The 21,929-nt window shown below is 37.2% G+C and carries 19 protein-coding genes, 1 tRNA gene and 3 pseudogenes; 11 read left to right on the top strand and 12 right to left on the bottom strand.

What is annotated here, in order from left to right; all coding sequences use genetic code 11:
* Positions 1 to 48: 48 nt before the first annotated feature.
* Entirely contained in the window at positions 49 to 858 is an 810-nt protein-coding gene (locus tag OWR28_RS13525) for an MFS transporter (RefSeq protein ID WP_332387045.1), read from the top strand.
* A complete protein-coding gene (locus OWR28_RS13520) occupies positions 858 to 1,178 on the top strand; it encodes an MFS transporter (protein ID WP_332387044.1) in 321 nt (106 codons plus the stop codon). The genes OWR28_RS13525 and OWR28_RS13520 overlap by 1 nt, the downstream gene beginning before the upstream one ends.
* Positions 1,179 to 1,223: 45 nt before the next feature.
* Here the strand turns inward: OWR28_RS13520 and OWR28_RS13515 are convergent, their stop codons facing one another.
* Positions 1,224 to 1,613: a hypothetical protein gene (locus tag OWR28_RS13515; RefSeq protein ID WP_332387043.1), complete on the bottom strand. Its 390-nt coding sequence runs from the start codon at positions 1,611 to 1,613 to the stop codon at positions 1,224 to 1,226.
* 142 nt (positions 1,614 to 1,755) lie between these two features.
* Between OWR28_RS13515 and OWR28_RS13510 the strand changes: the two genes are divergently transcribed.
* Together OWR28_RS13510 and OWR28_RS13505 are read left to right on the top strand one after the other, a co-directional pair.
* Positions 1,756 to 2,232: a helix-turn-helix domain-containing protein gene (locus tag OWR28_RS13510; RefSeq protein ID WP_332387042.1), complete on the top strand. Its 477-nt coding sequence runs from the start codon at positions 1,756 to 1,758 to the stop codon at positions 2,230 to 2,232.
* A gap of 13 nt (positions 2,233 to 2,245) precedes the next feature.
* Positions 2,246 to 3,007, top strand: coding sequence for a hypothetical protein (locus tag OWR28_RS13505; RefSeq protein WP_332387041.1), 762 nt, complete (start codon positions 2,246 to 2,248; stop codon positions 3,005 to 3,007).
* A gap of 147 nt (positions 3,008 to 3,154) precedes the next feature.
* Here the strand turns inward: OWR28_RS13505 and OWR28_RS13500 are convergent, their stop codons facing one another.
* Entirely contained in the window at positions 3,155 to 3,340 is a 186-nt protein-coding gene (locus OWR28_RS13500; protein ID WP_332387040.1) for a hypothetical protein, read from the bottom strand.
* Between the two features lie 188 nt (positions 3,341 to 3,528).
* Between OWR28_RS13500 and OWR28_RS13495 the strand changes: the two genes are divergently transcribed.
* From OWR28_RS13495 to OWR28_RS13485, 3 genes are all read left to right on the top strand, one after another.
* Positions 3,529 to 4,824, top strand: coding sequence for a deoxyribodipyrimidine photo-lyase (locus OWR28_RS13495; RefSeq protein WP_332387039.1), 1,296 nt, complete (start codon positions 3,529 to 3,531; stop codon positions 4,822 to 4,824).
* 203 nt (positions 4,825 to 5,027) lie between these two features.
* Positions 5,028 to 5,414: a Rid family hydrolase gene (locus OWR28_RS13490; protein WP_332387038.1), complete on the top strand. Its 387-nt coding sequence runs from the start codon at positions 5,028 to 5,030 to the stop codon at positions 5,412 to 5,414.
* Positions 5,415 to 6,397: 983 nt separating this feature from the next.
* Positions 6,398 to 6,469 (top strand) — tRNA-Arg (locus OWR28_RS13485).
* Positions 6,470 to 6,776: 307 nt separating this feature from the next.
* Here OWR28_RS13485 and OWR28_RS13480 read toward each other — a convergent pair.
* From OWR28_RS13480 to OWR28_RS13465, 4 genes are all read right to left on the bottom strand, one after another.
* Complete coding sequence (locus OWR28_RS13480) at positions 6,777 to 7,349, bottom strand: alpha/beta hydrolase (RefSeq protein ID WP_332387037.1); 573 nt, start codon at positions 7,347 to 7,349, stop codon at positions 6,777 to 6,779.
* Between the two features lie 203 nt (positions 7,350 to 7,552).
* Positions 7,553 to 8,158, bottom strand: a complete 606-nt coding sequence (locus tag OWR28_RS13475) for a hypothetical protein (protein WP_332387036.1) — start codon at positions 8,156 to 8,158, stop codon at positions 7,553 to 7,555.
* Positions 8,159 to 8,160: 2 nt separating this feature from the next.
* Entirely contained in the window at positions 8,161 to 8,328 is a 168-nt protein-coding gene (locus OWR28_RS13470; RefSeq protein ID WP_332387035.1) for a hypothetical protein, read from the bottom strand.
* A 76-nt stretch (positions 8,329 to 8,404) separates the two neighbouring features.
* Positions 8,405 to 8,659 (bottom strand): epoxide hydrolase N-terminal domain-containing protein, encoded by a 255-nt coding sequence (locus OWR28_RS13465; protein ID WP_332387034.1) that lies wholly within the window; start codon positions 8,657 to 8,659, stop codon positions 8,405 to 8,407.
* 339 nt (positions 8,660 to 8,998) lie between these two features.
* On the opposite strand from OWR28_RS13465, the gene OWR28_RS13460 reads away from it, so the two are divergent.
* Positions 8,999 to 9,703, top strand: coding sequence for an NAD(P)H-binding protein (locus OWR28_RS13460; RefSeq protein ID WP_332387033.1), 705 nt, complete (start codon positions 8,999 to 9,001; stop codon positions 9,701 to 9,703).
* A 194-nt stretch (positions 9,704 to 9,897) separates the two neighbouring features.
* On the opposite strand, the gene OWR28_RS13455 is transcribed toward OWR28_RS13460, so the two are convergent.
* Together OWR28_RS13455 and uvrA are read right to left on the bottom strand one after the other, a co-directional pair.
* Complete coding sequence (locus OWR28_RS13455; RefSeq protein ID WP_332387032.1) at positions 9,898 to 10,665, bottom strand: methyltransferase domain-containing protein; 768 nt, start codon at positions 10,663 to 10,665, stop codon at positions 9,898 to 9,900.
* Between the two features lie 78 nt (positions 10,666 to 10,743).
* Positions 10,744 to 13,531, bottom strand: a pseudogene (gene uvrA, locus OWR28_RS13450) (excinuclease ABC subunit UvrA).
* A 638-nt stretch (positions 13,532 to 14,169) separates the two neighbouring features.
* On the opposite strand from uvrA, the pseudogene OWR28_RS13445 reads away from it, so the two are divergent.
* From OWR28_RS13445 to OWR28_RS13435, 3 genes and pseudogenes are all read left to right on the top strand, one after another.
* A pseudogene (locus OWR28_RS13445) lies at positions 14,170 to 14,549 on the top strand (TonB-dependent receptor); the annotation flags it as partial.
* Between the two features lie 156 nt (positions 14,550 to 14,705).
* A complete protein-coding gene (locus OWR28_RS13440; protein WP_494168469.1) occupies positions 14,706 to 15,980 on the top strand; it encodes a TonB-dependent receptor plug domain-containing protein in 1,275 nt (424 codons plus the stop codon).
* A gap of 37 nt (positions 15,981 to 16,017) precedes the next feature.
* The gene (locus OWR28_RS13435; RefSeq protein ID WP_332387467.1) at positions 16,018 to 16,767 is read left to right on the top strand and encodes a DUF2490 domain-containing protein; all 750 of its coding nucleotides are present in this window, start codon (positions 16,018 to 16,020) and stop codon (positions 16,765 to 16,767) included.
* Here the strand turns inward: OWR28_RS13435 and OWR28_RS13430 are convergent.
* The 4 genes and pseudogenes from OWR28_RS13430 to OWR28_RS13415 form a co-directional block, all read right to left on the bottom strand.
* Entirely contained in the window at positions 16,764 to 18,695 is a 1,932-nt protein-coding gene (locus tag OWR28_RS13430; RefSeq protein ID WP_332387029.1) for a M48 family metallopeptidase, read from the bottom strand. The genes OWR28_RS13435 and OWR28_RS13430 overlap by 4 nt on opposite strands.
* Before the next feature lie 126 nt (positions 18,696 to 18,821).
* Positions 18,822 to 19,268 carry a phosphohydrolase gene (locus OWR28_RS13425; RefSeq protein WP_041461800.1) on the bottom strand — a complete coding sequence of 149 codons (447 nt, stop codon included), beginning with the start codon at positions 19,266 to 19,268 and terminating at the stop codon, positions 18,822 to 18,824.
* Positions 19,269 to 19,348: 80 nt separating this feature from the next.
* Positions 19,349 to 19,684, bottom strand: a complete 336-nt coding sequence (locus OWR28_RS13420; protein ID WP_332387028.1) for a YegP family protein — start codon at positions 19,682 to 19,684, stop codon at positions 19,349 to 19,351.
* Between the two features lie 462 nt (positions 19,685 to 20,146).
* A pseudogene (locus tag OWR28_RS13415) lies at positions 20,147 to 21,921 on the bottom strand (acyl-CoA dehydrogenase FadE).
* Positions 21,922 to 21,929 lie beyond the last annotated feature (8 nt).

The raw sequence follows: 21,929 nt of genomic DNA, 5'->3' as shown, positions 1-21,929 counted from the left end.
ATTTTATCACCCTGTATAATGAATGAGAGAGAATCTTTTAATGCAAAAATGCCGACAGCCTGCTTCTTACTTTTCTTTGCCCACGGACTTGTTTTTTCTTCCTGGGCCAGCCGGATTCCTATCATTAAAAATGCCCTTTCCATCAACGAGGCAGAATTAGGAACACTTTTACTTCTGATGCCGATCGGACAGCTTTCCACAATGGTTCTGGCCGGGAAGCTGATCAGTATATACGGAAGCAGCTGGATCATTAAAAGATGTTTTTTGCTATATCCTTTCTTTCTTTTACTGATCGGTTTATCACCTTCCTACTGGACTCTCGCAGTGGTCCTGTTCTTCTTTGGAGTATCCGGGAACATGTGCAATATAGCGATCAATACCCAGGCTATTGAAATAGAATCCATGACCAAAAGAACTCTTCTTTCATCATATCATGGAGCATGGTGTTTTGCCGGGCTTACGGGAGCAGTTCTCGGTTTATTGATGATCAGTCTTCATGTGGGAACTTTTTATCACTTCGTGATTATTTTTATTCTTGTAGGAATACTCTGGTTGTACAGCCGGCAGAATCTGACCAATATTATCCATAAAGCAGAACCTCAGACCCGTTCAATTTTTAAATCTGTAAATCCGACACTGATTGGACTGGGAATTATAGGTTTTCTGAGTATGGCAATTGAAGGCGCTATGTTTGACTGGAGCGGAGTTTATTTTCAGACTATAGTTAAAGCACCTGAAAATCTTGTCATACTGGGCTATACGAGTTTTATTTTAATGATGACTTTAGGGCGTTTTATCGGAAACAGAGTTATTGAAAAATACGGGAAAAGGTTGTCCTGCAATGTTGCGGGTTACTGATGAGCGGAGGACTTTTTCTTAGTGTTTTCTTTCCGGAACTCTGGATCTGTATCATTGCTTTCATGATCATAGGGCTTGGCAGTTCCCTGAGTGTTCCATCTGTTTACAGTACGGTGGGAAAGGTGAGTACGGTAGCGCCGAGTATTGCACTCTCATTTGTATCCAGCATTTCATTTTTAGGATTTCTGATGGGGCCGCCTCTCATCGGCTATATTGCCGAAAGTTTTGATCTCAGGTATTCATATGGTCTTTTTGCCTGCTTTGGAATTCTGTTGGCTATAATGGCCGGACAGATGAAAGTATTCAGGAATAAGAATTGATTTTACGACATTTCGATATCTGTCAGGAGATTATCATATGAAAATTTATAGCCATTTTTCTATGAGATGAAACCAAAGCGCTTTTTCTTCATTGAGCAGAAAAACGGCTGATGATGCTCTTCTGGTAACAGTTTCTCCCGTAATCTGTGTTTCAGTATAGGTGGCAAGTCCATGATAATCAGAATGGTTTACTTCTATGTTTTCTACCTGGATAGTACGTTCCGGAAATTTACCGAATACGGTTGGAAGCCAATCGGTGAGCATAGATAAAGTGACTGTATCGCCATTTCCATTAAGCATTTTGAATTCCGGCGGGAATCCCGACAACAGTTTTCTGTAAAGATTTTCCTGGTTTTCTGTTTTACCCTGGAACCATTTCTCAATATTCTTATGGAATTCTACAATTTCCCAAATGATTTTTTCTGTATGATTCATGTTTAAAAGTATTATATTTTTTGGTATTCATGCGGCTTTTCGGAAAATAATACTTAATTGTTTTAAAATGGTAATCAAAAAAAATATAAAGTTAACTATATAGTTAACTTTATATTTATATATTGCTGTAAATATATTTCAAATGGATTTTGACTTTATTAAAGAATTAGGATATAAAGCTTTAGACAGCAGACTGAAGAGAATCAGTGACCGGATGTCTCATGATGTCAGAAAATTTTATAAAGAATTTGGAATTGATGTAGAACCGAACTGGTATCTCGTCTTTATGCTGCTGCAGAAGAAAGGAGAAATTTCAATTACCGATATTGCTGAACCGTTGGGATATTCTCATCCTTCGGTAGTGGTCATCGTTAAAAAAATGACTGAAAAGGGTTATCTGACTATCAAAAAAGACAGTGCGGATAAACGGAAACAGATGATTTCATTATCTCATAAAGCAATAGAAATGCTGCCTGAACTGGAGAAGGTATGGGACAGCTGTGAAAAAGCCATATTGAAGGTATTGTCGGATGACCTTTCGGTTTTCACGTATCTGGACCATATCGATCAGGAGCTGAAAAATGAATCTTTCCATCATCGTTTCAAAAAGAATATTTAAAATCAAACCCATCATGAAAACATTACTTCTTATCACAGCATTCATTTTTTCCCATATGATGGTTTCTGCAACGGAAACAAAAATCATGATAAGGGCTAAAGCAAGGGATGCCAAATTTATCGGAACCTCATTGGGAGGAGCTCACATTATTATCAGAAATAAACTGAATCAAAGAATTCTGGCAGAAGGAAAAACTTCAGGAAGCACCGGAAACACAGATCTGATAATGAAAGCGCCAAAAATCAGAGGAAATTCCATTGCAGATGAGCAGACGGGAGGTTTTATGGCTGCGGTAGATATTGATGAACCTACATTTGTGAATATAGAAGTGATTTCTCCTTTAAACAGTAAACAGGCACAGGCAGTTGTCAGTACAGAACTGTGGCTGATTCCCGGAAAACATATTCTTGGGGAAGGAATTATCCTTGAAATTCCGGGGTATATTATTGATATTCTGAAACCCAGAACCCATCAGTATATTGCATTAAACAGCATTAAAGACAAACCATTTCAGTTCCAGGCCAATATTGTTATGATGTGCGGATGTGTCATTGACAAAGGGGGTATGGAATTTGATGAAATTGAAGTAAAAGGGATCCTGAAGAAAGACGGAAAATTCGTGAAAAACATAGATATGTCTTTGGTTTCAACCAACCTTTTTGAAGGAAGCCATATCATCAGTTCTCCCGGTAATTATGAGCTTGTGCTATACGCTTATCACGAGAAAACAGGAAATACAGGTGTTGATAAAGTAAATTATGTTGTTTTCGAGTAAAAGAAACTAAAATAGAATATACCGGATAAAAAGAGATTGTCTCAAAAGTTAAATTGTTTGACTTTTGGGACAGTTTTTTTATTCGGAAAGATTATAAAACATGAAGTTCTCTGAATACTTCAACAATCGCTTCTATAAGTCCTTTATCTATATTTTTTCTGAAGCGGCATCCGGCAGAAGAGCTCTTAAGTCGCCGTGGTCGTCACGTTCAATAACAACTTCAGTTCCATCAACATCCACATACAGTTTATAACCATAAGAGAAAGTAGCAAGCTTTCCGTTGAAAAGCAGGTCTTGCCCTTTATAAGTTACCGGTACTTCAAATTCTTCCATTGCTGAGAGGTTCTTTCATTTAAATTCCTGTAAAGATCGGAAATTTTAATGGATATGGTCAAATAAATTCGTATGATAAAGCTTAATTAAGACTTATCTTAAGATTTTATGCGATAATCAGTATCTTTATCTTTTGTGAGAACATTCCAGGCAAAGGAATGATAGAAGTAGTTTGAATTTGAAAAATCATGAAAAGCAAAATCACCCTGTTCTGGCTGAGACGTGATCTGAGGCTGGAAGACAATATCGGACTTCACCATGCGCTTCAGTCAGGTGCTCCGGTAATGCCTGTTTTTATATTTGATACCGATATTCTCGGAAAGCTGGAAGATAAAGAGGACCGGCGGGTTGATTATATTCACCAGGTTTTGACGGATATCAATATTTCATTAAAAAAGTACCATTCAAAGCTCAATACGTACTATGGCAGACCTATTGAAATATTCAGGAAACTGTCAGAAGAATATGATATCGAAGGTGTATTCTGTAACCGGGATTATGAGCCTCAGGCGATTGAAAGAGACAAGGAAATCTATTATTTTTTTACTGAAAAGAAGATTCCTTTTAAAGCCTGTAAAGATCAGGTGATTTTTGATAAAAACCAGATTGTTAAAAAAGACGGCACCCCATACACGGTGTACACGCCATATGCAAAGAAGTGGCGGGAATTATTAACGCCTGAACATTATCAATCGGTTACATTAAATTTTAAAAACCTCTTTTCGCAGGAGTATTCTGATATCCTAACGGTAAAGGAAATTGGTTTCAAAAAAACAGATTTTAAATTTTCTAAGCCTGTTCTGGATGCTTCCATTATTGATGATTACGACCAATATCGTGATTATCCGGCACTACAGCATACAACACAGCTCGGAATTGCTTTGCGCTTTGGGACTATCAGCATCAGAAAATGTGTGGCTTTTGCATTGAAGCATAATGCTGTATGGCTTTCGGAACTGATCTGGCGTGAATTCTTTATGCAGATTTTATATCATTTTCCGCAAGTTGTCCATCAGTCTTTTAAAGAAAAGTATGATAATATTCAGTGGCGGAATAACGAAGAAGAGTTCAGGCACTGGTGCGAAGGAACAACAGGATATCCCATAGTAGATGCCGGGATGAGAGCGCTTAACCAGACAGGATATATGCATAACCGCGTGAGGATGATTGTGGCAAGCTTTTTATGTAAACATCTGCTGATAGACTGGAGGTGGGGCGAAGCCTATTTTGCTTCAAAACTGAATGACTATGATCTCGCAGCCAATAACGGAAACTGGCAGTGGGCAGCAGGAAGCGGCTGTGATGCAGCGCCTTATTTCAGGGTTTTTAATCCGACAACCCAGGCTGAAAAGTTTGATAAAGACCTGCAGTATATTAAAAAATGGCTCCCCGAATGGAATACTCCTGAATATCCTTCACCCATAGTAGAACATACGTTTGCCCGTGAAAGAGCCTTAACTGAGTACAAGAAAGCACTGGCATAATATGATCCATAAAAATGTTACCAGGTAAACCCATTATCTGATATGAACGCTTAACGCCGGATATGTATATAATGTAAATATAAAACTACGGTATTTCGTATTTATTTTACAAACGAGGTGTTGTGTAAATTGTTGATAATTAATTATTTGAAATTTTGTGCGTATTTGTTGAATATAAAGTATGGTAATAATAAAAATAAATTATGAATACTAAAGAATTCAAAACCTTTGATATGCCTTGGGAAAAGGTATACGGATATGTACAATCGGTGAAAAGCGGTGATACGGTGTGGATCTCAGGACAACTGGGACATGATAGGGAAGGAAATCTTGCAGAAGGAATGGAAAATCAGTTCAGGCAGACGTATCAGAATATAGGCAAATTACTAAGTGAATTTGGATTAAATGCGAGCCATATCACAGAAGAAGTTATCTATGTAACGGATATGCAGGAAGGGTTTGCAGGCCGCCAGGTTTTTGGAAAAGAATTCTATAGTGAACCCTGTATTGTTGCCAGCACTATTGTTGGAGTGACTGAACTGGCTCTCCCGGGCCAGAAAGTGGAAATTAAAATTACAGCGAAAGCTTAAAGATAATCTTTATGATTATTTAACCTTAAAAACAGCAGGGTGAAGGTATCAGCAATAGATTGGGCATATGATTGAGATCATATTGCCTTGATATAAGTGCTTATTATATTTGGCCCATTGAAAATTTCATATTTCTGACAAATTACAGTATGACCTCCCAGTGATTCGGGAGGTTTTTTGTTGAAGATTCTGTGGTATAGTTTGTTCATTCTTTTAAGTAGCCTGGCTTAAAATCAGGTTGACGTGGTTGTTTCTATACGTGGAATATTGGAGACTCTATATTGTGGTTTTTCTTATCAACAAAAGCAGGTGTCAATTTACTATAAATATATCACCATCTAATGAAAAGCTTTTAATGAGCTGATTTAAGAAAGAGTGGAGGCTGAATATTCTTCTAATAGTTTTACGGAAATCCGTATTTAATATCTGAGGCCTTACTATATTTTTACAGCAATTAAATAATGTACTATGAAAAAAATAATTTTACTAATAGGAATCGTTGTTGTATCGATATCTTGTAGCGGTGGCGGAACTGATTCTGTAGGATGCTCCTACAATGGGCATATTTTGCATGTAGGCGAAAAAGGAGGATGTTATTATGTAAATTCTTCAGGTAATAAAGAGTATGTAGAGAAAAAATATTGTAGTAGTTGTTACTAAAAACAATCCTCACCTAATAGTGGAGATTGTTATGTCTAATCTCCATTTTCATTTTTTAGGCATGATTTATTGGTTTTAAAATTGCCAATATACAAACAATTAATACTCACGCCTTACGGTATCCGGTAGAGTTATGACTACAATCATAACCGTAAAAATACGGAGGTATTATATTTGAAAACGATAATTAAAATTGTTTGAAAAGAGACATTTTTTTTACCTCCTGATAAATTGGGAGGTTTTTTTGTAAAGATTTTTAAATATCAGATTCTGTGGTATATTATTCTTTTGGAGAATAATTTGTAATTTTATTATTCAAACCAGGCCTCATAGTTCAATGGATAGAATAGAAGTTTCCTAAACTTTAGATCCAGGTTCGATTCCTGGTGGGGCTACAATGCGTGCTGCAAGGAGAGTATATAGATAAAAGAATCTGCCCTTTAGGGGCAGATCCAGTAGATAATACATCTCATTTTTTTAATTAGACAACAATAAAAAGCACAGCCGACAATGCTGTGCTTAAATTTTTATTTCAAATTTAATTGCAATTTCAATAGTAGTAAGAAAAGCAAATAAAGTTTCCACTTCGATGTTTATTACATAGTAAATGTAGTGATAATTTTAATACGAAACATGAATTAAATGTTAAAATTCACAAGTTATCCACAATTTTTTGTGGATAACTTGTGGGCATCTTGAAAACTACTGTTCAGAAAGGTATTGTAAGATAAAATCATTTATGGTCCGCTTTTCTTCATCACTTCCCTTATTATCCATATGACCATGATTGATCAAAGTAGGCTGCACTGTGATATGATATTTTTTCTGTTCCCCTTCATCAGGCAACACGCCCAGATCCGCCGGGTAATCATTGGAACGTAAAGTATAAATTTTAGGAACGGAAATCCTCGGCAGAAACATTCTCCGGTTATCCATTGTAATCAGCTTATACACCATATTAGGATGCTGGTTGCTGAACAATGCAGCCATATCACCGCCATTGGAGTGTCCTATTAAGGTAAGATGCCGGAAATCGAGGTCAGGATTTGTTTTAAGTTCATTAATCACAAACAGAATATTGTCTGAACCACTTTGCCAGAAGGGCCTTCTTACGATCTGCGGAATTCCTTCCGTAGGTATTAAATTGTCTGTTGCAAGTTCATGCTGAATACTTACCGTGAAATACCCTTTTGAAGCCAGCTTTTCCGTTAAATAAGAGTAAACAAAATAATCTCCGCCTTTATTGAAGCCATATCCATGATTGAAAATAATCACCTGTTGGCCGGGAATCTTTTTATTGGTTTCAGGCTGGTAAATGGCAACAGGAATCTTACGGTGCCTGCTTTGGTCAAACAGGGTTAAGGTATCCAGTTGTACTTTGTAATCATTGTGTTCAGTCTTCTTTTTTGAACAGAACAGCTCATGACCAACAAAGGAATTGTAAGAGTAATGGATATAGGATATTTCATGGTTTGATTTTATGTGACAGAATAAAAGAATGACCTTAATTCGTCTGCAAATATATGGGGTAATTCCAGTGCTGCAAAATGTCCTCCTTCATCCATTTTTTTAAAGCTGGTCACATGTACGAATCGTTCTGCCCATTCTTTTGGAAACTGAGCTTCACGGGGAAATACAAGCACACCTGCAGGGACATTACTTTTTTGATGAACCTGAGTTCCGCTCCATAAAGCTGCTGCGTCTTCCTTATACATTCTGGCAGAGGAACCTATGGTTTGTGTTACCCAGTAGATCATAATATTGGTGAGCATTTCATCTTTTCCACCAAATGCAGTCTCAATAAGCTCCGGAGGAGCGCCTGCATTCGCAAAACTTATGATCCAGCCTGCAAGCCCAACGGGAGAGTCATTCAGGCCGTACGCTAGCGACTGTGGTTTGGTAGACTGTACCATCGCATAAGCACCTTCACTATACCACCATTGCTGGACAAACTGTGCAAATTTCTTTTCTTCTTCACTCATTGTTGACGGATCCTCCTGACCGGTTGGATATCCTACGTCTGTAAGGTGAACGGCTTCCATAACTTCAGGATACTTTGAAGTCAGCGATTTTACAACTCCCATGCCTATATCTCCTCCGGCAGCACAGAATTTTTATATCCAAGTACTTCAGTCATCAGTTTTTTCCACAAATCTGCTACCTTTTCACTGCTGACTGCTGTTTTATCAGAAAATCCGAATCCCGGGATGGAAGGAATAACCAGATCAAAACTCTGTTCACCTTCTGTAAGCAATGGAATGATCTTATGGAAACGGTAGTAACTATCCGGCCAGCCATGCGTAAGGATTAAAGCCTTGGGATTGGGACCTTTACCTGATGTATTGAAAATGAATCAGAATTCCGTCTATATGTGTTGTATACTGAGGATGTTGATTCAATTGCAGCTCATTCATCCGCCAGTCGTAATCATTGATCCAGTATTGAGTAAGTTCTTTCAGATAGGTTTCGTTGGTTCCGTAATGCCAGCCGGCACCTTCAGGCTCGTCAGGCCATCGGGTATTTTGTAAGCGGGTTTTCAGGTCGGTTATCACCGATTCGGGAATGTTAACAGTAAATGGTTCCATATAATTATATTTTTATTTGGTGTAGTTGGAATGTATTGATAGTAAGATTGTTATCAAAGTTAAATACTTTATGTTTTATAAAGTGTTGTCAAAATCATAAATTTTTTGATTTTTTAATGCTGAAAAAAATGTAACTTTAATTCATTAAAATCTCGTAATACATATTACTCTTGTTCAGGGATATTCTGATCCCTGAAATCTTAGGTTCAAACTTCTGAACCCGATACATTTATTATATATCATTATCAAAGCGACAAACAATATGTCAATTGCTTTATCAATGGTCATTCGCGGTTAATCTGCTTTTGGCTGTTGATGTTTACCATTAAAAAAATCATTATGAAAACATATACAATTGCCGTTATCGGCGGAACGGGAAAATCCGGACAATATCTGGTAAAACACCTTCTTGAGAAAGGGCATTCTCTTAAGCTATTACTGAGACATCCTGAAAACTTTACTCTTCAGAATCCTTTAATTGAAACGGTAAAAGGAGATGCAAGGGATGAAGCAGCGGTCCATAAACTGATTACGGGAACTGATCTTGTCATGAGTACTTTAGGCCAGCCAAAAGGGGAGAAGTCTATCTTCAGTGATGCTGCGAAAAATATAATTAAAGCAATGAACTCACATGGAATCACCCGGTATATTGTCACTACCGGACTGAGCGTAAATACCTTATCCGATCAAAAAAATGAAAGAGTAAAAATGGCTACAGAATGGATGTATCAAAACTATCCTGAAACTACTGCAGATAAGCAAAAAGAGTATGAACTCCTTCTGGGAAGTAACCTGGACTGGACCTTGGTAAGGTTACCATTAATTAACCTTACAGATGAAAACTTCACAACTGAAGCAAATCTGACAGATTGTAAGGAGAGAATATCAGTGCTTCAGATCTTGCCGGGTTTTTGGTTTCTCAGATTGAAAATTCAGATTATACACAGAAGAGTCCGTTTTTATATAATAAAGTTGTTTAAACTGTACATAACCACAAAAGTCACAAAAGGCTTCATTTTAAAACACTTAAGTTCATTTAAGTAAGTTTAAAATGATACCGCAGAAAAGTACACTTAAGGTTTGATTCTTAAAAAATTGAAGTGTTTAAAACTTTTGCGCCTTTTGTGGTTAAAATAATGAATATAAAAGTTTAAACAACCTCAATCTGAAAAATTAAAGAATGCTAAAAAATAAGCTGTCATAAAATCGTGACAGCTTATTTAATAGATAAAGATCTTTTATTTCTTACGTCCGTACATCAGGATACGCTTAAATGCATAAATGGCCGGATATTTTGTAAATCTTTTTGCAATACGGGATTTAAATTCGGTGATGAAACTTTCTTTCTGTTCTCCTTCAAGGCGTTCAAGATAAGGCAGTAATGCGGTTCCTGAGATAAAGGCATATAAAGCTTCGTGATCATCTGCAATGATAGGATAAACCTTCTGGAAGATTTCTATATCCTGAATTCCGTTGTCAAATAATATCTGTGCATAATCATCCATGGAAAGTACCGGGGAATCCCGTTTAAAATGATGTAAATAAGTGACATAAGGTTCTTCATCTGTCATTTGCGCCAGGATCTGGTTCAGTATATTTTCATTCTGAACAGGCATCTGGATAGCTAGCTGACCTCCAGGTGATAGCAGCCCGATGATTTTAGGAAATAAAGTTTCATGATCATCCACCCACTGCAAAGCGGCATTACTAAAGACGAGATCCCACTTCTGGCCAATCTGCGCTGTTTCCTCAATGGTCTGAAGCTTAAAATGCAGATTCTCTCTTTCATATCTCTTTGATTTTTCAAGCATTTCTGCTGATGAATCAATTCCTAAAAATGTAGAACCTGCCAGTTTTTCTGTCAGGATGGAGGTTTGTTCTCCGGTGCCACAGCCTAGGTCAATGGCTTTTATATTGTTTTCAGGCCTGATTAATGCAGCTAAATCATAAAAAGGTTTATAACGCACATCTTTGTACTGATCGTATAGTTCGGGATTCCAGGGCATAACATAATTTTGTAATGGTTTAATAAAGATAGAGAATCTGAATAAAAAACCGGCTGTTTTTAAAACAGCCGGTTGTATTTATTGTTCAAGTTTTTCTTTGATATATTTTGCAGTGTAAGATTTCTTGTTTTTAGTCAGATCTTCAGGGGTTCCTGCAAAAACAACTTCTCCACCATGCTTTCCTGCCTCCGGACCGATGTCAATAATGTAGTCGGCGCATTTGATGATATCAGGCTGGTGTTCAATAACAATCACCGAGTGTCCGAGATCAATCAGTGCCTGTAATGATTTCAATAACTTTTGAATATCATGGAAGTGAAGTCCTGTAGAAGGCTCATCAAAGATGAATAACGTTTTATCCGTTGTTACTCCCTTTACAAGGAATGATGCCAGCTTCACACGCTGAGCCTCACCTCCGGAAAGGGTAGAAGAGCTTGCCCCAATTGAAGGTAACCCAAACCTACTTCCTGAAGAGGTTTCAGTTTCGTTACGATTTTCTCTTCATTGTTATCTTTGAAGAATTCCAGCGCCTCATCTACGGTCATGTGAAGGATATCTGAAATACTTTTCTCATCAAACTTCACTTCAAGGATCTCATTTTTGAATCGTGTTCCTTTACAAACCTCACATTCAAGTTCGATGTCTGCCATAAACTGCATGGAAACGTTGATCACGCCTTCTCCCTTACACTCATCACATCTTCCGCCGTCTACGTTGAAAGAGAAATGCTTAGGCTTGTAACCCATCATTTTGGCTACTTTCTGTTTAGCAAAAAGATCTCTGATATCATCGTAAGCTTTCAGATAAGTTACCGGGTTTGAACGGGATGATTTTCCAATCGGGTTCTGGTCTATCAGCTCGATGTTTTTAATCAGCTTTTTCGGGAATTCTACAGAATCATAGTCTCCTTTTTTACCACCCATTCCCAACTGAATCTGAATATCATTGGTAAGAATCTCTTTCATCAAAGTAGATTTTCCGCTTCCTGAAACCCCAGAGATTACAACAAGATTTTCCAAAGGAACGTCTACATCAATATTTTTAAGGTTATTCTGGCGGGCCCCTTTAATGTGAATCCATTCTTTTGCTTTTCTGCGTTTTTGCGGGACTTCAATTTCCAGTCTTCCTGTAAGGTATTCTGAAGTAAGGGTGTTGGCTTTTTCAGGTCTTTATAATCTCCGGAAAATACCAGCTCTCCACCAAGATAACCAGCCTCCGGACCGATATCAATAATGTAGTCTGCAGCCCTCATCACATCCTCGTCGTGTTCTACTACAATAACAGTATTTCCAAGGTCACGAAGGTTTTTCAATACTTCGATGAGGTTTTCAGTATCTTTGGAATGCAGCCCGATAGAAGGTTCATCCAGAATATAAATAGAACCTACCAATGAGCTTCCCAGGCTTGTTGCAAGGTTGATTCTCTGGCTTTCTCCTCCCGAAAGCGTATTGGAAGTCCTGTTTAAGGTTAAATACCCTAACCCTACCTTTAATAAGAATTCCAGGCGGGTTGTGATTTCATACAATAACCGTTTTGCGACCTCTTTATCATGTTCTGAAAGCTTTAGCCCATTGATCAGGGGAGTGAGTTCATCCAGAGGAAGCTCAATCATCGACTGGATATTATGTCCGTCTACTTTTACCCAGCTTGTTTCTTCACGAAGTCTCAATCCTTCGCATGTGGGACAAAGGGTTTTCCTCTGTAGCGGGAAAGCATTACCCTGTACTGGATTTTATACAGGTTTTCTTCAAGCATTTTGAAGAAATTATTGATGCATGGGAAATTACTCCTTCCATCACCTTTCCAAAGGAAGTTTTTCTGTTCTTTTGTTAGCTGGTGATAAGGTTTGTGAATAGGGAAGTCACCGGCTTTTTTGATGAAATCTTTTTCCATTCACTCATGGTTTCTCCTCTCCAGCATACCACCGCATCTTCGTAGACCGACAGTGTTTTGTTAGGCACGACAAGGTCTTCATCAATTCCGATGACCTTTCCGTATCCTTCACATGCCGGACATGCACCGTAAGGGTTGTTAAAGCTGAAAAAGTGGACATTCGGTTCAAGGAATTCCATTCCGTCCAGCTCGAATTTATTGGAGAATTCTTTTATCTTGCCAGTATCTGTGTTCTTCAATGAACAATATCCGCGTCCTTCATAAAATGCCATCTGAATAGAATCCGCAAGCCTTTGTAAAAAGCTTTCATCCTCTTCATATGAAAAACGGTCAATCACAAGATTGATGGTCATGCCTTTTTCAGGGGTAAAACCAAAACTTTCCAGGTCTTCAATACCTGCTACATTTCCATTAATTTCAAGTCTTGTGAAACCTGCCAGTTTTAAAACATTTAAAGTCTCTTTAAAATTGTCAGTATCATATTCCAGTGGCGCTGTCAATAGAAAAGAACTGTCTTTTTTGGATGTTTTAATGAAATCAACCACATCCGAAACGGAATCTTTTTTTACTTCTTCTCCGGAAACGGGAGAAAAGTTTTTCCGATCCTTGCAAACAAAAGCTTCATATAATCATAAATCTCCGTGGATGTTCCCACTGTGGATCGGGGATTGGATGAAATTACTTTCTGCTGAATTGCAATAGACGGCGCAAGCCCTTTGATGTCATCTACTTTTGGTTTTTCTAGTTTTCCCAAAAACTGACGGGCGTAGGAGCTTAAACTTTCAACATATCTTCTTTGTCCTTCTGCATAAATAGTATCAAAAGCCAAAGACGATTTACCGCTTCCTGAAACCCCGGTAATAACGATCAGTTTGTTCTTCGGGATCAGGACGTCTATATGTTTCAGATTGTTAAGATGTGCATTCTTAACGAAAATCTGTTTTTTTATGTCTATTTCTGTTGTGTTAGCCATATTTTGTTTATTCATAAAGTACCTGTACAGCAATAAGGCTGTCAGAATAATGGTGTTTGCCTCAGCATAATACCAGGGCTGTCATCAATTGAAACATTGAATATATTCCTGAATTCGTCTGTCGGTGCGCAGCAATATTTTTTAGAATGCTGTTTCAATATACAGTTGGAAAAGAATGTTTTCATCGTAAAATTAAGACCCACAAAATTACGAAATTTTAGTGAAAATCTTATGTATATCTTATTGTTAAAAATTGTTATAGTGAATGTTAAATTCGAGCGGTACAATTGGAATATTCTTCTCAATTAACAATAAAAAGAGGTTGTTTTATGGACTTACTTTTATTTTACTGTTTATTTTAGGGTATTTTACCTAATTTTTTAAAATACGTTGTATTTTTTTACTTAACTATTGTTTTATATTGTAAAATTATTTAAAATTGTACCCGTAAATATGTAATATAGAAATGAGAAAATTATTCAGAGATCTAGTTACACATTTAATGAGAAAAAGATAGAAATTACTCCCTCACACAGATGCAACATGATGTTGCATCTTTTTTTATGACAACTATCATTTGCCTGTCTTGGTGAACTCCCTTACTTTTGGAGCCTGTTAAAAAAACTACGGAAACGATTATGATCAAAAAGATAGGAAGTGCTTTTTTTCTGGGATCTTTACTTTGGGTAAATGCACAGGAAAAGACAACAGATATTGAAAGCATTGAATTTCAGGGAAAATTTATCTCTACACCTTATAAAAGCGCCAACCAGAACATCAGTGTTATTACCAGAGAAGATATTGTAAATTCTCCTGCCAAAAGTATAGACGAAATTCTTCAGCAGGTGCCGGGAATGGATATCAGAAGGAGAGGAGCCAATGGGGTACAGAGTGATATCGGTTTCCGTGGAAGCTCTTTGAACAGGTTCTCCTGTTGTTGAATGGAATCAGGATGAATGATTCCCAGACCGGACATAACAATATGAATATCCCGGTAGATCTGGATGATGTAGAAAAAATAGAAGTGATAAAAGGCCCGGCTGCGAGACGTTTCGGGCAGAATGCATATGCCGGCGTTATTAACATCATTACGAAAACTGTTCCCGGTAAAAAAGTGAAGATCAGTGCAGAAGGTGGAGATTACGGCTCGTATGGCCTTGGATTTAATGCACAGATGGGAAATGAGAAGTTTACCAATTCTCTTCAGGCTAATTCTGCTTCTTCAGAAGGTTATATGTTCAATACGGATTATGAAATCAGGAATGTATTTTACCAGGGAAAACTGAATATCAAAAACGGAGATGTAAGAGTACAGGCTGGTTTTTCAGAAAAGAAATTCGGGGCCAATGGTTTTTATGCTTCCAGTACTGCCACAAAACAGTATGAGGAGACGCAGGCTTCTATTGTAAGTGTGGCTCACCAGCAGACTTTCGGAAAGCTTAAACTTAACTCAAATGTGTATTGGAGAAGAGGTCAGGATATGTATCTTTATGACAGATGGAATCCTGACTTTTACAGAAATATGCATATCGGAAATAATGTAGGGGGAGAAGTGAATTCCAGCTACCAGTGGGGATTGGGAACAACCGGAATTGGAGTAGAGCTTAGAAAAGAATTTCTGGCGAGCAGTAACTTAGGAGACAGGAACCGTTTTGTTTCCCAGGTTTTCTTTGAACATCATTTTTCATTACTGGACAAAAAACTGAATATCAGTCCGGGGATTTCGTGGGCCAATTATTCTAAGGAAGGTAATTTCTTTTATCCCGGGCTGGATGTAGGATATAACTTTAATGCCAATAATAAAATCTACGGAAATATTGCAAAAGTACATCGTATACCAACCTTTACCGAACTGTATTATGTCAGCAGAACCGAACAGGGAAACCCTGATTTACAGCCTGAAAATGCGGTTTCATCTGAGGTAGGATATCAATATCAAGACAACAGGATATTAGCTAAAATCAGTGGGTTTCTAAGAAATTCCAGTAATTCTATCGATTGGGTGAAAAATGATGTCAGTGATAAAGTATGGTTTGCCCAGAACGTAGGAGATATCAAAACGAAAGGAATAGAAGCAGAGTGGAGCCACAGACCGGTTGACTGGCTGAAATATACGGTGGGATATACTTATATCGACAGTAAATATGAAGAGAAAGAAGGTCTGGTTTCAAGGTATATTCTGGATAATCTGAAACATCAGTTTGTCTCGAAGCTGGAGGTCAGATTCCTGAAAAACTTTGTCAATGAGCTTGTTTACCGTTATAATGAGAGAGTAAATCTGGGAACTTATAATCTGGTAGATGAGAAACTGAGCTTTGCTGGGAAAGATTACTCTGTTTATGTGCTGATTAACAATCTTACCAATACAAATTATACGGAAGCCTTTGGTGTGGCAATGCCTCAAAGGTGGTTCCACATTGGGTTTTCTTATACGATTAATATTAAGTAGCTGTTAATTTAATATTAATGAAAGTTAATATTAACAAATTGTTAAAAAATATACATTTGCAAAAATTTTTTATGAAACGTCTTATAGGCTTAGGTTTACTACTTGGAATTTCTTTTTTAAAGCACAGGAACACATTTCCAGCTTCAATGCAGTAACTCTGACCTATAAGTTTCATCCTAAATTTTTCCTGTATGCAGAAGGACAGCTGCGTGGTAATGAAGATTATACGTACCCTGATTATTATGAAATAAAAGGAGGGTTGGGATATAATCTCACCAAAAACCATAAACCTTTCATAGGACTGGGAAGATACGTCAATTATAAGGATCATAGTTTAAGCAGGGAAGAATTCAGGGTATGGCTTCAGGATGTTATTGATCTTAAAAAAGGCATCGTAAAGTTTGAAAACCGTTTCCGTGCTGAAAAGAGCTGGTTCTATGAGCCTAAAACAGATCAGACTTCTCAGAGAATGCGTTACAGGTACCGTCTGAATGTAAGTGTTCCTTTAAATGCCAAAACCATCAAGAAAGGAACTGTTTTTGCCAATGCATATGACGAGGTTTTCTTTGTCTCTCCGATGAAGCCTGCTTTTGCCAGAAACAGAGTCTATGGCGGTTTCGGCTATCAGATCGATGATTATTTTGGTATCGTGAGCGGCTATCTGTGGCAGCGTGAATTCGAAGCAAAAGGAAATAAAAATTTACATTTTATTTACCTCGCATTAAACATCAATATCGACGGAACAGACCACCACACAAAAACTTATGATTTCCCGGGAGCAGATTAATTTTTATTTAATTCTGCCTGAAAATTCAGCAGTTCCAATTTAGAATTAAGGTAATGATCATTCAGTAGGGTCTGATACTTTTCAACCACTAATGATATGGCGTTTAGTTCATGTTCAAGATATTTGTCTTTGTTGAAATAGATGTACTCAGAATTTACAAATTCCTGTAGCAGGTTTTTATCTTCAGCTTTTAAAGCTTCTTTGTAAGCCGAGTTTTCTATCAGCTCTTTAGTCTTTTGTTTAAAAGGTTCTTCCGCTTTCAAAAGCTTGGTTCTGTGCTGACGGATTTCTTCAAACGGTAAAGTAACGGCCATAAACTGCAGGTATACCGTAAAATCATTAAGACTTTTCTGAAATACATCAAACTCTCTGTCTAATACTGCAAAATTCCTGTACTTGCTAAGAAGTTGTTTCTTAATATCTTCATTGGAAACATGGTAAAAATACTGAAAAATTGCTTTATCATTTTCCAGAAGTTCATCTTTTACTCTCTTTAGTTCATTCTCCAGTTTAGGAATAAGACCAGCAGCATCTTTTGATTTGTATAAAGTACCGTCAAATCTGAAGGTTTTTATTTCCTTCGGATAGGAAACCAGATATTGCAGTGTCTGAATATCATTCTCTATTCCTGATTTTTCGTAGACTAAAGATACTTTTTTGTCACTGAAAAGATCAATATCATGATAAGAGGATGCGTCAGAAATTACAGATTCAATATTTTCTATAACAGGGTTGTGTCTTTCATAATATCCATTGAAATTTGAGCTGAACGTCTGATAAACATTATTATCCAGGTAAAGTCTGATGAAAGTTTCATCCTCTATTATTTCACCTGCGTTTTTTACAGCATGTAAAGTCAGATATTTTGAGGTCATAATTTCGCAGATCTTATCAAATCCGCTGATTATTTCTTTTGCGTACCTATGGTCTGCTGCTTTATTTCTGGTTTTGTTTGTTTTAATCCTTTCGACTCTTTTTAAAATATCGGGATGTGACGTCCATTGATCTTCAATTTCTATTCTGGATTTATTGTAGCGGGTAAGATCTTCAGCATCTATTTTAGGAAGTCCGTTTACGTAAGGGTGATTGTTTCTTTCAGATAAAATTTTCATCAAAGAAAACTGATTCTTATACAGGTCTTTCGGAAGATATTTCTGATTGTTTCCAATGTAAAAATTAAAAGAGTAATTAAAAGCAACATCGCTTAATTCCAGTCTTAATAAAGATGAGGTTTGTTCATCAGGATTGGTTATGTATGTTGAAATAGCATCTGCATGATATTCCATTTCTCTTTGAAGGGAAGCATGGTTTTTAAAAAGGAAACTGGACATGCTTTTAAGAACAGATTGAAAAGCATTAATGAAACTGACGGAAATCAGACCAAAAATTTTAAAAACAGCATTTCCTCCTGAAAACTCCATGATAAAGTTTTCGTAGTCTTTATTGTTGTAAACGGTCTCAAAAATTATTTTTTCAGCTTGATTCACATAACCACCCACTTTCATGCTTTTTTGGGAGAAATGCCCAAATTCATGAGCCAGAATTGTTCTGAGTTCTCCTACGCTTGTAGAGTTGATAAGCCCAACGCCAATCGTTAGATTTTTCTTAACAGGCAGAAACATACTCCAGAAAATAGAATTATAGCTTACACTGGCGTTTACATCCGGAGAAAGGAAAACTTTTTGAGGAGCTTTCACTCCTGTTTCAGCCACAATTTCATCAATGATCGCAAACAGCTGAGGCTGATGAGATCTGTTCACTTCCAGCAAATGACGGTTGCTGTAATGGTTTTTTCTGAAAATGAACTTAACAAGAAATATAAACACAAAAATACCTACACTTAAGAGTCCTGCTGCCCCTAAAACGGTAAAATAATTAACAGCAATGCTCAGCATTTTTATGGCTCCATATCCTAATAAGAATATCATAAGCAAAGAAGCGAGTATAAGCATCAGGTATATCAGGAAAAAACTGAAATGGATACAATAGCAGATACCAGCTTAGATTGATAAGCCGATGAAATTTTGGGTAGGTTATTAGTCATGTGTTTTTTATTAATATTTCTCTATCAGATAACGATAGGCTTTCAGGTATTTATTGAATCTTTTAATATCCTTGGGAGTAAGCTCCCGGTTTACTCTTCTAAGGTCCATATTGTCACGAAGGTCATTCAGTTTTACGGCAACGGAAAGAAGGGATCTTTCTGTTCTTTTGATAAATTCATCATAATCTTCTTCCGGATCAAGCTTTGTCAGGCAGCTGATGGCGAAGATAATATATTCTGGAAACCCTTCCGATCTCAAATAATCCAGGCTAAACTCCTGTGGGTGGTCTTCTACCACATCATGCAGTACCCCAACGATTTTTTCATCCAGTGTCTTACCATAGTTCATTACACGCATTACATGAGCAATGTATGGAGCATGGTATTTATCGGTTTGTCCTTTATGAGCCTTATCGGCGATTTTGATTGCTTTATTCAGTAATTCTTCTTTTGTCATTTCTAATGAAAAATAGAGTACAAAAATAAAAAATGCCTTAAAAACTAAAGCATTTTTATCCATAATATTTCAGATGATTTTTACATCATTGTTTCATCCTCTATATGAGCATGCGGAGCGTTGTTTTTTACAGATTCTATTCCGTTTTCCATGCCATTATCGGATTCGTACATCTGGCTGGTTCCTATGATCTGTCCGTTTCCTGCTTTCAGATTAAAATAACATCTGCCATCATTGGCTGTGTTTCTTTCAAATTTTGAATCTTCCTGTGAATAGGTCTTTACAGATCCGATCCCGTTTTCGCAGGATGGTTTTGTGCTGTAACCCTGACTGGTTAGAATAACCTGTCCGTTTCCTGCTTTAAGGTTGAATTGAAAGTCACCGTTTGATCGTTTAGAGATAATAAATTTTCCCATGGTAATAGTTTTTAGTTTGTGTTGTATTTATTTGGATTATGCTGTTTTTTAGGGTTTATTTCTAGCTTTTCCCGTGTAATGGCATTCAGAATTTTATATTTGAACAAAAGGGGAGTGCCCTTAGGGGTAAAGGTCAGTATTTTATACAGTTCTTTCCGTGGTTGATCTGATTGTAGAGCAAAATATCCTGGCAGCTTATCCTTATGATCATTTTTGTGGTATCTAATTGGGGAACTGGTACTGAATTATCCTTTTTTTGTGCTGTAAGTGTAGCGGAAATAAAGAAAGGGGAAGTAATAATGTTTTCATCAGTTTGTTAATTTAAAATAAAAATACTGATTTTTTCTGAATTATATTTATGAGATAACGATAAATTCAATGTTAATAATAACAGATAGTGGTAAAAAATAAAAACGCCTCAAAAAAATGAGGCGTTTTAAATCAAATGTATGTTATTAAAGACTAATAAGATCCTTTTTCAATATAATGGGCAGCAATTTTTTCAGTTAAAGCTACTACATTCGGATGGTTGGTATACTTGGTGAATCTTCTTAATCCTGAAAGCATCATTCTCTGCTCGTCTCCCTCAGCAAAAGATACGATTCCTTCTTTAGCAGCAGTGATAATTTTCTCAACCGCTTTATAAAGATTCAATTGAGCCATAGCTGCTTCTACAGAATCAGGAGAGAAGTGTTTCTCTGCTCTTAATGCTGCAGATTCTGCCATATAGATCTGGTTCAGGATTTCAGAAGCATTCAATAATAAATGCTGCTGTTTCTCAATATCCATCATATATTTCTGAAGAGCAGCTCCGGAAACCATTAAGAATACTTTCTTAAGATTAGCAATAATTGCTTTTTCCTCACTCATAAATTCTGAATAATCAGGAACTTCAAATGAAGGGATACCCATCAATTCTTTACTGATGGCCATGGCAGGAGACAACAGGTCTAATTCGCCTTTCATGGCTCTCTTGATAAGCATTCCTACTGCTAACAATCTGTTGATTTCGTTCGTACCTTCATAGATTCTTGAAATTCTTGAATCTCTCCATGCAGCTTCCATAGGAGTATCTTCAGAGAATCCCATACCTCCGTATACCTGAATTCCTTCATCTGCAGTGTGCTGGGCAAGATCAGATACAAATACTTTAAGGATTGAACATTCTACAGCGAATTCTTCAACTCCTTTTAATTCTGCTTCCTGGTGGCTTAGTCCGGCAGCTACCAATTCATCAATTTTATCCTGAATGTTTTTAGCAGCTCTGTAAGAGCCAGCCTCACTTACAAACACTCCGGTTGCCATCTCAGCAATTTTCTTTCTGATAGCCCCGAAAGTGGAAATTGATACACCAAACTGCTTTCTTTCGTTAGAGTATTGGATAGAGTGGTTTAAGATTCTTCTCTGTGCATCAAGACACGCTGCCGCTAATTTGATACGGCCTACGTTCAATGCATTTAAAGCGATTTTGAAACCGTTGTTTCTTTCTCCTAAAAGATTTTCCACAGGAATCTTCATGTCATTAAAGAACACCTGGCGTGTAGAAGAAGCACGGATACCCAATTTATGCTCTTCTTCACCGAAAGTTAGGCTTTCAGGGTTTTCAAGCTCAGATCTGTTGATTACAAATCCGGTAATGTTTTTATCATCATCAATTTTAGCGAATAATGTAAATGTATCTGCAAATCCTGCATTAGAGATCCACATTTTCTGTCCATTGATGATATAGTGTTTTCCGTCTTCGGAAAGTTTTGCTCTTGTTTTTCCTGAGTTGGCATCAGAACCTGCATCCGGCTCTGTCAGACAGTAAGCTCCGAATTTTGTTCCTGTTGCTAAATCCGGAAGGTATTTTTTCTTTTGCTCTTCAGTTCCGTAAAGGACGATAGGTAGGGTTCCGATTCCGGTATGTGCTCCGTAAGCTGTTGCCAAAGAACCTGTTGTTCCGGAAAGATAATCACAGGCAAGCATTGTGGTCACAAATCCCATTCCAAGACCTCCGTATTCTTCAGGAACTGCAATACCCAACATTCCCATTTCGCCCAGTTTACGCATTGTTTCTTCAGTAAATGCATAATCTTTCTTTTCGAAACGCTCTTTTTGAGGCACCACCTCTCTGTCTATGAATTCTTTTGCAGAATCACGAAGCATTTTTTGCTCTTCATTCAGTTCTTCAATGCTGAAAATTTCGTTTGCAGGAATTTGCTTAATCAGAATTCACCGCCTTTTAATGTAGCCATATCTGTTT

Source organism: Chryseobacterium sp. 1B4 (genome assembly GCF_036631475.1).
In the GTDB taxonomy this organism is placed as follows: Bacteria; Bacteroidota; Bacteroidia; order Flavobacteriales; family Weeksellaceae; genus Chryseobacterium.
This window is presented reverse-complemented; position numbering and strand designations above follow the sequence as displayed.

Bases quoted from the DNA above. Each gene is read 5' to 3' on its own strand.
- OWR28_RS13500 (WP_332387040.1), bottom strand. From the start codon at position 3,340: ATGGAAGAATTTGAAGTACCGGTAACTTATAAAGGGCAAGACCTGCTT.
- OWR28_RS13520 (WP_332387044.1), top strand. From the start codon at position 858: ATGAGCGGAGGACTTTTTCTTAGTGTTTTCTTTCCGGAACTCTGGATC.
- OWR28_RS13460 (WP_332387033.1), top strand. From the start codon at position 8,999: ATGAAAACATATACAATTGCCGTTATCGGCGGAACGGGAAAATCCGGA.
- OWR28_RS13505 (WP_332387041.1), top strand. From the start codon at position 2,246: ATGAAAACATTACTTCTTATCACAGCATTCATTTTTTCCCATATGATG.
- OWR28_RS13510 (WP_332387042.1), top strand. From the start codon at position 1,756: ATGGATTTTGACTTTATTAAAGAATTAGGATATAAAGCTTTAGACAGC.
- OWR28_RS13495 (WP_332387039.1), top strand. From the start codon at position 3,529: ATGAAAAGCAAAATCACCCTGTTCTGGCTGAGACGTGATCTGAGGCTG.
- OWR28_RS13425 (WP_041461800.1), bottom strand. From the start codon at position 19,268: ATGACAAAAGAAGAATTACTGAATAAAGCAATCAAAATCGCCGATAAG.
- OWR28_RS13490 (WP_332387038.1), top strand. From the start codon at position 5,028: ATGAATACTAAAGAATTCAAAACCTTTGATATGCCTTGGGAAAAGGTA.
- OWR28_RS13475 (WP_332387036.1), bottom strand. From the start codon at position 8,158: ATGGGAGTTGTAAAATCGCTGACTTCAAAGTATCCTGAAGTTATGGAA.
- OWR28_RS13455 (WP_332387032.1), bottom strand. From the start codon at position 10,665: ATGCCCTGGAATCCCGAACTATACGATCAGTACAAAGATGTGCGTTAT.
- OWR28_RS13420 (WP_332387028.1), bottom strand. From the start codon at position 19,684: ATGGGAAAATTTATTATCTCTAAACGATCAAACGGTGACTTTCAATTC.
- OWR28_RS13515 (WP_332387043.1), bottom strand. From the start codon at position 1,613: ATGAATCATACAGAAAAAATCATTTGGGAAATTGTAGAATTCCATAAG.
- OWR28_RS13525 (WP_332387045.1), top strand. From the start codon at position 49: ATGCCGACAGCCTGCTTCTTACTTTTCTTTGCCCACGGACTTGTTTTT.
- OWR28_RS13440 (WP_494168469.1), top strand. From the start codon at position 14,706: ATGGGAAATGAGAAGTTTACCAATTCTCTTCAGGCTAATTCTGCTTCT.
- OWR28_RS13430 (WP_332387029.1), bottom strand. From the start codon at position 18,695: ATGATATTCTTATTAGGATATGGAGCCATAAAAATGCTGAGCATTGCT.
- OWR28_RS13465 (WP_332387034.1), bottom strand. From the start codon at position 8,659: ATGGAACCATTTACTGTTAACATTCCCGAATCGGTGATAACCGACCTG.